Source organism: Thermaurantimonas aggregans, assembly GCF_003851885.1.
Lineage (GTDB): Bacteria > Bacteroidota > Bacteroidia > Flavobacteriales > Schleiferiaceae > Thermaurantimonas > Thermaurantimonas aggregans.
Genome location: NZ_BHZE01000003.1, coordinates 1 through 12,423, shown reverse-complemented (window position 1 = coordinate 12,423; position 12,423 = coordinate 1). Strand labels below are relative to the sequence as shown.

Sequence of the window (12,423 nt, the reverse complement as noted above, 5' to 3'; positions counted from 1 at the left end):
GAATAAGCCAGATGCCCCATTACATTTGCATTGAAAAACATTTCAACACTTTCACTGTAATCAATAGAACTCACACAATTTAAGAATATGAATTACAATTCATTTGCCTATCGACATATAGGCATCCGGAAAGATGATGAAGCTGAAATGCTCCGTGAAATTGGGGTATCGTCGTTGGACGAATTGATTCTAAAAACTGTACCCGAAAACATTCGTATCAAACCGCTCGAAGGACTCGATGCGCCAAAGACCGAAAGAACTTTTTTAACCCATTTGAAAAAAATTGCAGCTAAAAACAAATTGTTCCGCAACTACATCGGGATGGGTTATTACGGAACTGTGCTGCCGGGTGTGATTCAAAGAAACATATTTGAAAATCCTGGCTGGTACACAGCTTACACGCCTTATCAAGCCGAAATAGCCCAAGGTCGCATGGAAATGCTGTTGAACTATCAGACAATGGTTTGTGACCTGACGGGTATGGAAATCGCTAATGCTTCGCTGCTCGATGAAGCCACTGCCGCAGCCGAGGCTATGACCATGCTGCACTCCGCACGTACGAAAGAAAAACAGAACAGCCACAAGCTGTTTGTAAGCGACAGTGTATTTCCTCAAACCAAAGCTCTTCTGAAAACAAGGGCTATACCACTGGGAATAGAACTCGAATTTGGCGATTTTAGAACCTTCAAACCTCGCGACGAATATTACGCCGTACTCGTTCAATATCCTGATGCCAACGGTGAAATTCAAGATTACAGAACATTTGTAAATGAATGTAAAGCACATGGCATTCATGTAATCGTAGCGGCCGACATCCTGAGCCTTGCACTACTCACTCCCCCAGGAGAGTGGGGCGCCGATGTAGTGGTAGGTACCACACAGCGCTTCGGCATTCCATTGGGCTTCGGAGGGCCTCACGCTGCCTACTTTGCCACGAAGGATGAGTACAAGCGCTTCATTCCTGGTCGAATCATTGGTCGAACCATCGACAAAGATGGCAAACCGGCTCTGCGCATGGCTTTGCAAACTCGAGAACAACACATCAAGCGCGAAAAAGCCACATCAAACATTTGTACCGCACAGGTATTACTAGCAGTCATGGCTGCTGCCTATGCCATTTACCACGGACCTGATGGCCTACGCCACATAGCCCGCAGAATTCACCATAACGCCATTAGACTCGCTTCATCAATTGACGCTCTTGGATATAAACAACTCAATAAAAGTTACTTCGACACCATTCGTATCGACCTCGGAGAGGTCGAAATTTCGAAGTTGCGCCAAATAGCTGAGCGCAATATGATGAATTTCAACTATATAGATTCTAAAACACTCTCAATTAGCTTAGGCGAAGCCACTTATGACGAAAGCCTTGAAGACATTGTTCGCGTATTTGCCGAGGCCAAGGGGGTAAGCCCAGTTTCATTACCCGGTGAAGTTGAAACCACAATGCCTGAGGATCTATTGCGCACCTCACCTTTCTTGACTCATCCGGTTTTCAATAGCTATCACAGCGAAACTGAGATGATGCGCTACTTGAAAAAACTTGAACGCAAGGACCTCGCTCTTAACCAAAGTATGATCGCCCTCGGCAGCTGTACTATGAAGCTGAATGCCGCTACGGAGATGATACCTCTTTCATGGCCTGAGTTCTCTGACATTCATCCCTTTGCACCAGCCGATCAGGTAGAAGGCTACATGCACATCATCCGCGAGCTGGAGAGAGACCTGGCAATAATCACCGGTTTTGACAGCGTATCGCTGCAGCCCAACTCCGGAGCTCAAGGCGAATACGCCGGATTAATGGTAATTCGTGCCTACCATCAGCACAGAGGCCAAGGACATCGCAACGTAGTACTTATCCCCTCCTCTGCCCACGGTACTAATCCAGCTTCAGCTGTGATGGCCGGCATGAAAGTGGTAGTAGTAAAATGCGATGAAAACGGCAACATCGATGTAAACGACCTGCGCTCGCTAGCTGAAAAGCACAGCAACGAACTGGCAGGGCTTATGATTACCTATCCTTCGACTCACGGTGTATTCGAAAGTGCGGTAAAAGAAATTACCGATATCATCCACACACATGGAGGACAGGTATATATGGACGGAGCCAACATGAATGCCCAGGTAGGACTCACCAATCCTGCAGCCATCGGAGCAGATGTATGCCACCTGAATTTGCATAAAACCTTCGCCATTCCGCACGGTGGTGGCGGGCCGGGTATGGGGCCAATCTGTGTAGCCAAACATTTAGCACCTTTCTTACCGGGTCATCCCATTGTGAAAACAGGAGGCGAACACGCCATTACGCCCATATCAGCAGCCCCTTACGGAAGTGGTTTGATATTGATTATTTCATATGCTTATATAAAAATGTTAGGTGCTGAGGGGCTAACGAATGCTACCAAATATGCCATTCTGAATGCTAACTATATTAAGGCACGTTTAGAAAAACATTATCCTATTCTCTACACAGGCGAAAATGGCACAGTGGCTCATGAACTCATCCTCGATTGCCGCGCCTTTAAACGCGATGCCAGCATTGAAGTAGTAGATATTGCAAAACGTTTAATGGACTACGGTTTCCACGCGCCTACGGTATCCTTTCCAGTGGCCGGAACCCTAATGATCGAACCAACTGAAAGCGAAAGCAAAGCCGAAATAGATCGCTTCTGCGATGCGATGATCTCCATTCGAAAGGAGATTGAAGAAATCGCCCTCGGCAACGCCGATAAAATCAACAATGTATTGAAAAACGCACCTCACACCCTCGAGATGCTGACGGCAGAAGAATGGTCACTGCCCTACACCCGCAAGAAAGCAGCCTATCCGCTTGACTATGTGGCTGAAAACAAGTTTTGGCCTTCAGTGCGCCGTGTGGACGACGCCTATGGCGACCGAAATCTCGTATGTACCTGTGAGCCAACCTCTTCGTATGCTGAATGAGTTTTAACGTACGTTTTAGAAATAGAAAAGTTTTAAATAATCGTGACTTTTATGTAATTTAGCGAAAATTTAAAGACCTATGAAAAAAACCTTACTAAGCCTTCTACTCATCGCTGGTATCTCAACTTCAGCACAGTCCATCGTTGAGAATGCAGCTATGATGGAATCTAAATTGCTCTTCCAAGAGCTTCCCCAGCACAAAAAAGAAAAGCTGATTCAAGCTTTACAAGACGCCCGCAATATTCGTTATACCAATAAGGGCAACAAAGCTGTTGCACAGCGCATGAGTCATGTCGACCCCGTTGCGGCATTAAAGCAGTTAAACTTTGTATGGTTAACTAATGGTTTTTTCCCCGACTCTCAATTAACGATGGTTACATCATCAGGTGCTACCAGAGTAAACATCCACGCTGTTTCCAGTGTATTAGACCCGAACTCTCAGGCTTTTGCTCTAGCTCAGCTCGACTACTTTGCACCCACTGATGCAATAAACATTGATACTGTGATTGTATACGGGTTTTATGATATAGCTACCCCAAATCTTCAAAATTTCACAGGTGACTCTATTCGCGTAGATATTATTTGGGGGGACATTAACAACAATACCACCTGGAGGACTGGTGTACAATATCCGGCTAATTCATTCCCCGGTCAAACTGCCGCTATCCCACTAACCGTACCTAGATATAGTGGAAGTCCAAATCACGGTTTCCATAATGGATTGACTGCTACAAACAGAGTAGTACTACATTACAGACTTACCGTTTCGGACAGTGCAGAAGTGGAATTTAGACTGCCACTGCCCCAGTCGCTAAATATACCTGCCGGCAACAAAGTGGCTGCAGTAGTACACTTCAAGCCAGGATACACCTATCAAGCTGGTGACACCTTGTACGATGGAAACAACACAACAAATCCGATCCGAAAAAACTTTTTCAGACCGATATACGCTCGTGATCCACAAGCGCAGCAAAACGTTCCAACCTTCCTTGAAGCTTATGATTTATATCCACAATCAAGAGCAGTCTTCGGAAACCTATTTGTAGGTACCCGTTATGGAAACAGTGCAAATCAGCTCAGCAACGAGTTGATAAGCCCCAGTCTTACCTTTGCCCCATACATCGAATTCTTCGTTACCGGAAACAGCACCATTGGAAAGGATGAATTTGAAAGAGGTCGTGTGAGGGTTTATCCAAATCCAACTAATGGAGAACTCAATCTAAGTGTTGAAAATATTCAGGCTGGCAGATACGATGTACGTGTTGTAAACCTTTTAGGTCAAGTATTGAAGTCGGAAAATGTGTACCTCCACGATGGAGCAAACTTCAAGTTTGACCTCAGCGGAATGGCTAAGGGCATTTACTTGATCAACATTACAAACGGTACAACAACCCTTACAGAAAGAATTACGCTGAAATAATTAAAGATATAATCTTAACTTATAGACAGCCTCCCGCTTAACTTGGGAGGCTGTTTTATTTTTGTCAGACTTATTATGAAATTTTCTTTTAAATCTTTAGCAAAATGAGTCTTGAGAATCAGATCAATGAAAAAATAAAAGAGGCCATGAAGGCCAAAGACAAAGACAGATTAAATGCCTTGAGAGCTATAAAATCAGCCATTTTATTAGCACATACTGAAAAGGGCGCTACTGATACGCTATCTGAAGATACAGAAGTAAAAATTCTTCAAAAACTACACAAACAGCGCAAAGAAAGCTACGAGATTTTCATTCAGCAAAATCGAGAAGACCTCGCTGCCGAAGAATTGGCTCAAATGCGCGTAATCGAAGAATTTCTCCCTAAACCATTAACTGAAGAAGAGCTTCATGAGGAAGTTTCAAAACTGATTCAAGAACTGGGCGCCTCCTCACCTGCTGACTTTGGAAAAGTAATGGGCGTAGCCTCTAAAAAACTGGCTGGCAGAGCCGATGGAAAAGCTATTTCAGAGGCAGTTAAAAAATTATTGAACAAATAATTTTTGCAAAGCACACAAAAACCTTCTACTCCTTTTTGATGCTGTCGATATTGAAAAGGGTTACATGGATAACCCTCTTTCTTTTTTTCTTGAAAATTAATGGACAGAGCCTTAAATCTCAGTACATAAATGAACCTATAAAAGTAGATGGAAAGCTCTCCGAATCTGTTTGGGAGGGAATACTTCAACCGCTTGCCCTCACCCAGCGCGAGCTTTTTGAAGGCAAACCATCAGAGCATAAAACATGGATTGGAATAGCGCATGACGCTCAAAATCTATACATAGCTATCCGCTGCGAACAGCCGCGCCACACGATCACTGCTTATGAATTAGCGAGAGATTTCAACGTACAGCTCGACGATGTATTTTATATACTGATTGACACATATTACGACAAGCGAAATGCCTTTGTTTTTTACACCAATCCTCGAGGAGCAAGAGGTGACTATCAAGTGTTTGACAATGGCAAAGCCACAAATTTGAATTGGAACACCGTATGGGATGTAAAAACTTCCATTGACTCAGCTGGATGGACTGCCGAATTCGTTATACCGTTTATTTCACTTCGCTTTGAATCGAAATCAGATTCAACAATTTGGGGCATCAATTTCGAGCGCAACATCAGATATCTAAGAGAACAATCGCTATGGATGGGCTGGAAACGCGATTCTCGCTTAAATCTGGTGACAAATGCCGGCCAAATCCACCTTTCGAACGTTCCCAACTCTAAAAAATTTACGGAGTTTAAACCCTACGGAATTTCGGGCGTAGGCGGTCAGCGAAACGGTGAAAATTCGCTCAACTGGCGCTCGCTGGTAAATGCCGGTTTAGATATCAACTATCTCATCAATGCTTCATACAGACTTAACATAAGCTTGAATACCGATTTTGCCCAGATAGAGAGCGACCGCCAGCAAGTGAATCTTACGCGATTTCCTCTTTTTTTCCCCGAGTTGAGGGAATTTTTTCTCGAAGGCCAAGATTTTTTCGACATGGGCTTTGGAGGCGACCGAATTATCCCATTCTACACTCGCCGAATTGGACTCGACAGCAATTATCAACCGATACCTATACTGGCAGGCGTTCGACTACTTGGCAAATCAAAAGGAACCACCTTAGGCGCAATGAGCATACAAACAGCAAAAACCAACAATGCCATTGCCGAGAATTTTTCAGCCTTTTCAATGCGAAAAGACCTTGGAATACAATCGACAGTAGGTGGCATGACCATTCTCCGCATCAACGAAAACTATCAACACACTACCACTGGTGTAAATTTTCGATATAGCACCTCTCATTTTTTAGGCTCAAAAAATTTAAACATCGGGGGAGCTCTGGTAGGCACTGCCACTAGCCAAACAGCATTGAATAATGAAAATTTCGCTTACCGATTTTTCGTACAATATCCAAACGACAAATTCAACATTTTCTTAAGTACACAGCAAGCAGGAAGAAACTTTTCACCTAAGGTAGGCCTCATGCGCCGAGAAGACTTCAACGAATATTTTGCCATCATTAATTACCAGCCCCGCCCCAATCCCAATGGTCGATGGAAGTGGATACGTCAATTCGTAATTAGTCCGGGCAGTGTAACTCTGACGCGTATAAACGAAGGAAATCGCCTACAAACGTTTCAATATTCTTTTTCCCCCATTGGCTTAGAAACGCGCTCTGGCGAGAGCATTTACCTATATGCCACCCGACATGCAGAGGGCATTTTTGTTCCCTTTCGAATCTTTGCCAATACGATAATTGAGCCAGGGGAATATTGGTTTACGCGTTATTCCGCTGAGTTGTCCACTTTCAGAGGTAGGAAAATATGGTTTTCAGGCAATTATTCAATTGGTCAACTCTTTGACGGCCGTAGCACCGATGTATCGGTGGATGTAAATGTGCGCACGAGTCGGTTTATTCAATTCACTTTGCTTAATACCTATTCGCAAGGGATGTTTCAGCAATCTGGTTTTGATGTATTGCTAACCTCCCTGCGCGTGAGATATGCCTTCAATCCTAACACTTTTGGTTTCATCTTAGCGCAGTACAACAGTGCTACCCAAGAATATTTAATGAATTACCGCCTGCAGTGGATACCCTTTCCAGGGGCTGATTTCTTTTTTATTGCGAATCAAACCCTCCGTCCTTTGCCTGATCGGGGCTTAACCACTGCTTCGGTAAATGTAATGGGTAAGCTTATTTGGCGATTTGTAATGTGATTAAAACTCGCAATTGCCCGGCGTGCGAGGGAAGGGAATTACATCGCGGATATTCGACATACCAGTAACGAATTGAACGAGCCTTTCAAAACCCAATCCGAAGCCACTATGCGGACAAGTACCGAATCTGCGCGTATCGAGGTACCACCACAAACTCTCTTCAGAAATGCCAAACTGACGAATTTTAGAAAGCAATACGTCATAACGCTCCTCGCGCTGCGACCCACCTACAATCTCACCGATGCCGGGCACTAGGATATCCATAGCGCGCACCGTTTTTCCATCGTCATTAAGTCGCATGTAGAATGCCTTAATGGCCGCCGGATAGTCAGTGATTATTACCGGCGAATTAAAGTGCTTCTCTACCAAATAGCGCTCGTGCTCGCTCTGCAGATCGATACCCCATTCTACAGGAAATTGAAACTTTTTCTTTTTGTGATATGGAGACTGTAAGAGTATGTCTATTGCTTCGGTATAAGTGATGCGTTGGAAAGCATTTTCTGTTACAAACTTCAACTTCTCCAGTAGTGGCATCGAGCGCTGATCGGCTGGTTTTGACTTTTCTTCTTCGGCTAATCTTTGGTCGAGAATGGCTAGATCATCGGCGGCATGGGTAAGAGCATATTTTATAATGTATTTTAAAAAGTCTTCCGCCAGGTCCATATTGTCTTTCAGCTCATAAAAGGCCATTTCGGGCTCTATCATCCAGAACTCAGCCAGATGGCGAGCTGTGTTGCTGTTTTCAGCTCTGAAAGTGGGCCCGAAAGTGTACACCTTGCCGAGCCCCATAGCCAAAAGCTCAGCCTCGAGCTGACCACTTACGGTTAAGTTAGCTTCCTTTCCAAAAAAATCCTTTGAATAATCTACCTCACCGTTTTCAGTAAGCGGAATATTCCTCTTATCGAGTACCGACACATTAAACATCTCACCAGCCCCTTCAGCGTCAGAAGCTGTGATGATGGGTGAGTGAATATAAAAAAATCCGTTTTTGTTGAAATACTCGTGAATTGCAAAAGCTAAATGATGACGAATACGAAAGATGGCTCCAAAAGTGGTGGTTCTCGGTCGCAGGTGTGCAATTTCACGTAAAAACTCAAGACTGTGTTTTTTGGGCTGAAGAGGATATTTTTCAGCATCCGAATCTCCAAGAATTTCTATCGTTTGAACTTGTAATTCGATTGGCTGTCCTTTTCCAAGTGATTTAGTGACTATTCCTTTTACTCTTACACATGATCCGGTTGTAATTCTTTTTAACAGCGAATCTTCAAATTTTTCAAAATCAACAACACACTGAAAATTGGCTGCAGTACTACCATCGTTGAGAGCAATGAATCGATTGCTCCTGAATGTTCTAACCCAGCCGCTAATCGTAATTTCCCTTCCAATCGGTTGAATTTTATATAAATCAGCTATGCTAATTTCGTTTTTCATTTTGGTGAAAATGCTTTCAATCGGGCAAAGCTATTCAAACACTTTTTTTTTTAAAAAAACAGTGCATAAAAAACAGCTTTAAATTAACAAAAGATTGTAATAAAAGCCCTTTTTGATTAAATGTAAAATCGAAGGTAATAAAGATTCAAGGTATATTTGTTTAAACATTTATTTTGCTCAAAAATAAAAAAGAATGAAAAAAAGTTTAAAATTTAACCTCCTTTCATTCGTCTTGGCACTTTCGTATTCAGTCAGTGGGCAGGTTTTTGTAGCCTCACCTGCACTTAATACGCAGCTGTGCCAATGCGATACCGTACAAGTTACCTTTTTTGTAAATCCGGGGGTTTTACAAAGTGATAATTTAATTCGAGTCGAACTCTCTAATCCGGGTGGCTCAACATTCAGCGGTAATTTTATACAAATCGCTCCACTTCCTTTTGGAAACAACGTTCCACCCAACGGACCTGTACACGGAACAGTAGGCACCATTCAAGCTGTGGTTCCTTGTAATACTCCTCAAGGCGCCTATCGGGTTAGGGTTACTTCGAGCTCGCCTACAGCTGTAAGCGATTCAAGCGCGATCATAATCATTGGCAAAAGACCCTCTTCAAAATTTACCATCTCAGGCGGGTTTTTAAACCCTCAATTTCCAGGTGAATACCGCTTTTGCGAAGGTGATACGATCACTTTTGAAGGACCCGATCCGGGCATCGGCGAAACCTATTCTTACCAATGGCGAGTAAACGGTGCCCCTGTTCCGGGAGCTAATCAAAAGACGTTTAAGTTTTGGCAAACAGCTGCTATTAGTTTGAGAGTTTCATTGGGTTCATGCGACTCAATATCGAAAGACACCTTAGTAGTGGCTTACAAACCTACAACAAATCTTACAGTTCAACCTCAACCTGGTGTTATACCTATTAGTGCTGATACTTTTCGCTTCTGCGACGGTAATTTCATCACCATAACAGCACCAGCAGGCCCTGGCCGCAAGTATCAATGGATGGTAGATACTTTAGATGTGTTTAATAATCCTCATCCAAAAACTCTGGTGAATGACACCTTGATTTTCAAAGAAGTGTATGTGGCTGGCAGATATCGTGTACGCGTGTTTGACGGCTTTTGTGTGGATACATCCAGCTACATAACCGTTATTACCGATTTTCCGCCAGAGGATTCCATTATGCCTGTAGCTTATCCGGGCGATTCTGTTAAAGGCCTAACCATTTGCTCTGGTGACTCAACAATGCTTTCAGTAAAAGACACTAATTCGCTAAACTATCAATGGCAGATTTCTTATCCAGTAGGGTCACCCTTTACTGACATTGCAGGTGCCACAAATGCTTGGTTTTCAGTCACTCCAGTGATTAATGGAGTAACAATCAACGACACTGCCCAATATAGAGTGATCATATCAAACCAAACATGCTCATTTACCTCAAACGTCCTACAAGTAAATGTGGTTAATTTTCCTGTTATCAGCTTCAATGTGCCCCGCAGCATTGAGCTTTGTGCCGGTGATAGCGTCATAGTTGTCGCATCAGCGAATCAACCAGGTGTAAATTTTACATGGTTAACAACTCCGCCATTAAACAACAATGTTATTGTTCTGAAAAATCCGGGTGTATATCCTGTACGGGCTACTAATCAAAGTGGATGTGAATCGTACGACACCATCCGTCTTACCCTGAGCAATCCTATTGCTAATGCTGGTCCTGACCAAACAATAGAAATCGGTCAAACCGTAACGCTGATTGGTTCAGGAGCTGGTCCGGGCGGAATGTATTATTGGTTTGCCAACAAACCGGTTTCGTTCAGCAATCCTTTGTCACAAGTCACTTCATCCATTCCTCAGACAAATCAGCCGGATACTATCACTTATTATCTGCTCGTAACAGATGCAGGAGGCTGCCAGGGAATTGACAGTATGTTGGTTTTTGTGGTAAAACCCGTAGCTAACGACAGTATCGAAATCTTCCGGAATGTTCCGAATTTACTAACTCCAAACGGTGATGGAGTAAACGATGTTCTTGACTTGAGTGAACTGATAAACAATCAAATATGCGAACTGATAGTAATGAACCGATATGGGAAGATCGTTTACAATGCATTGCCATATACACACAATTGGGCTGGTACCGACAATGCTGGTGCACCTCTGCCCGATGGAGCCTACTACATTTTGGTTGTTTGCGACGATGAGGTGATATACAGAGGTTCAGTGACAATCCTTCAAAATCAATTTTAAAAGGGTAGCGAAATGAATACAATAAAAAAAATTAGACTGTCTCTAGTAGCATTTAGTCTGACCATATCGGCTTTCTCGCAGCAAGTACCTCTTTACAGCAATTATTTTTTCACACCGTACATATACAATCCAGCCATGAGTGGTCTGTCAGCTACTCCTGAGCTTTCAGCTATTTTTCGCCGACAGTGGACAGGTTTCGACGGAGCACCTCAAACAGCTGCTTTAGCTTTTAACGGTGCATCTCTCTCAAATAAAGTCGGTTATTCAGTCTATGCGTATAACGACCAGGCAAGTTTGCTGGAGCGTAATGCCATTTATGGAGCGTATGCCTATAAAGTGCAGTTTGGCGACAAGAACTTCATCGATTTTGGCATTGGAGCCGGCTACTTGAATCAATCAATCAACGTTACTCTTATTCGCAACTCCGATCGCTTTGACCCTGCTGTGTTTGGACAGGTGAATGGCAGATCAATCTTTGATGTAAACATCGGTGTGAACGCGCGCATCAACAATTTAATGGTAGGAGCTGCCGTTCCTCAGCTGTTTTCATCGCCAATTAAGTTTCTCGATCAGCCCACTGCTCAAGTGCTGTTTAGTGCCTACAGACACTACAATTTGATGGCACAGTACGATCTAAATGTTCAAGGCGACCGAGCGCTTCTGAGCCCCCTTGTGATGATTCGCGGAGCTGAGGGAGTTCCGGCGATGGTCGATGCCGGGGCAATATTGAGAGTGCCTAAATACGGCCATTTAGGCTTTATGTATCGCACCGATTATGCCGTAACTCTTAACATAGGGGTTAATCTCACTGATCAACTCATGATCGGCTACGCCCACGATTTCTCTATCTCTGAATACAGCCGAGCAATGGGCAACAGCAATGAAATCATCCTAATGTGGAGATTTGGCAGCAGCTCCAAGATGGATCGACTGGAAACTGAAATTAAGAAGCTCAAACAACAGCAAAGCAAAAAGGACGACAATACCGAAAAAATGATCAAAGACCGTTTGGAGGAGCTTCGCGAAGAAATTCGCCGTGAATACCAACGTCAGGCCGAACAACAGACCAATCAGCAAACTGATGGACAAAGGGCTACTCAGCCAACGACTCAAAGCAATACTAAACCGCAGCAGCCGGCACAAGGAAGTAATCAACCACAAGGAGGCACTGGATTCACCTCTGGTGGCCAATCCATACAGCAATCAGAAATGGCAAGCAATGTGGTGCCAGGCTCTAGGGGCTTCTATGTAGTCGCCGGTGTGTTTTCTAACCTTGGCAACGCTGAGCGTTTAACCGCCGAATTGAAAAACAAGGGCTTTGACGCGCGTTATTTCCAAGACAAAAACAACAACATGTACTACGTGTATCTGTTTAAGTTTGATACTTATGCCAAGGCCAATCAAGTACGTCAAAACAAAATTGATGGCAGGTATATGGATGAGCTTTGGATTAAAATTGTTGAATAGGTTTGGTATAAAAGCAAAAAGAAGGTGTCCAAAAAGTAAAGGACGCCTTCTTTTTTATTTTGATAAAACCCTTAATTGAAGTAAATTAGAGCCATCATAGACATTTTAAGTGAGGCGAGTAGTCTTTAAACAGCAACCCGGCAA

The 12,423-nt window shown here is 43.5% G+C and carries 7 protein-coding genes; 6 read left to right on the top strand and 1 reads right to left on the bottom strand.

The annotated features are described in order from the left end of the window. Positions 1–87 precede the first annotated feature (87 nt). From gcvP to EIP89_RS01945, 4 genes are all read left to right on the top strand, one after another. Positions 88–2,946 carry an aminomethyl-transferring glycine dehydrogenase gene (gcvP, locus tag EIP89_RS01960; RefSeq protein WP_124396988.1) on the top strand — a complete coding sequence of 953 codons (2,859 nt, stop codon included), beginning with the start codon at positions 88–90 and terminating at the stop codon, positions 2,944–2,946. 79 nt (positions 2,947–3,025) lie between these two features. Continuing rightward, positions 3,026–4,366 (top strand): T9SS type A sorting domain-containing protein, encoded by a 1,341-nt coding sequence (locus EIP89_RS01955; RefSeq protein WP_124396987.1) that lies wholly within the window; start codon positions 3,026–3,028, stop codon positions 4,364–4,366. 104 nt (positions 4,367–4,470) lie between these two features. Continuing rightward, the gene (locus EIP89_RS01950; protein WP_124396986.1) at positions 4,471–4,923 is read left to right on the top strand and encodes a GatB/YqeY domain-containing protein; all 453 of its coding nucleotides are present in this window, start codon (positions 4,471–4,473) and stop codon (positions 4,921–4,923) included. 38 nt (positions 4,924–4,961) lie between these two features. After that, a complete protein-coding gene (locus EIP89_RS01945) occupies positions 4,962–7,136 on the top strand; it encodes a carbohydrate binding family 9 domain-containing protein (protein ID WP_124396985.1) in 2,175 nt (724 codons plus the stop codon). Here the strand turns inward: EIP89_RS01945 and asnS are convergent, their stop codons facing one another. Beyond that, positions 7,137–8,567, bottom strand: a complete 1,431-nt coding sequence (gene asnS / locus EIP89_RS01940) for an asparagine--tRNA ligase (protein ID WP_124396984.1) — start codon at positions 8,565–8,567, stop codon at positions 7,137–7,139. Between the two features lie 193 nt (positions 8,568–8,760). On the opposite strand from asnS, the gene EIP89_RS01935 reads away from it, so the two are divergent. Together EIP89_RS01935 and EIP89_RS01930 are read left to right on the top strand one after the other, a co-directional pair. Beyond that, positions 8,761–10,812 carry a T9SS type B sorting domain-containing protein gene (locus EIP89_RS01935; RefSeq protein ID WP_124396983.1) on the top strand — a complete coding sequence of 684 codons (2,052 nt, stop codon included), beginning with the start codon at positions 8,761–8,763 and terminating at the stop codon, positions 10,810–10,812. 12 nt (positions 10,813–10,824) lie between these two features. Next, positions 10,825–12,279, top strand: coding sequence for a PorP/SprF family type IX secretion system membrane protein (locus EIP89_RS01930; protein WP_124396982.1), 1,455 nt, complete (start codon positions 10,825–10,827; stop codon positions 12,277–12,279). The last annotated feature ends 144 nt before the right edge of the window (positions 12,280–12,423 follow it).

Bases quoted from the DNA above. Each gene is read 5' to 3' on its own strand.
- gcvP (WP_124396988.1), top strand. From the start codon at position 88: ATGAATTACAATTCATTTGCCTATCGACATATAGGCATCCGGAAAGAT.
- EIP89_RS01955 (WP_124396987.1), top strand. From the start codon at position 3,026: ATGAAAAAAACCTTACTAAGCCTTCTACTCATCGCTGGTATCTCAACT.
- EIP89_RS01950 (WP_124396986.1), top strand. From the start codon at position 4,471: ATGAGTCTTGAGAATCAGATCAATGAAAAAATAAAAGAGGCCATGAAG.
- EIP89_RS01945 (WP_124396985.1), top strand. From the start codon at position 4,962: ATGCTGTCGATATTGAAAAGGGTTACATGGATAACCCTCTTTCTTTTT.
- asnS (WP_124396984.1), bottom strand. From the start codon at position 8,567: ATGAAAAACGAAATTAGCATAGCTGATTTATATAAAATTCAACCGATT.
- EIP89_RS01935 (WP_124396983.1), top strand. From the start codon at position 8,761: ATGAAAAAAAGTTTAAAATTTAACCTCCTTTCATTCGTCTTGGCACTT.
- EIP89_RS01930 (WP_124396982.1), top strand. From the start codon at position 10,825: ATGAATACAATAAAAAAAATTAGACTGTCTCTAGTAGCATTTAGTCTG.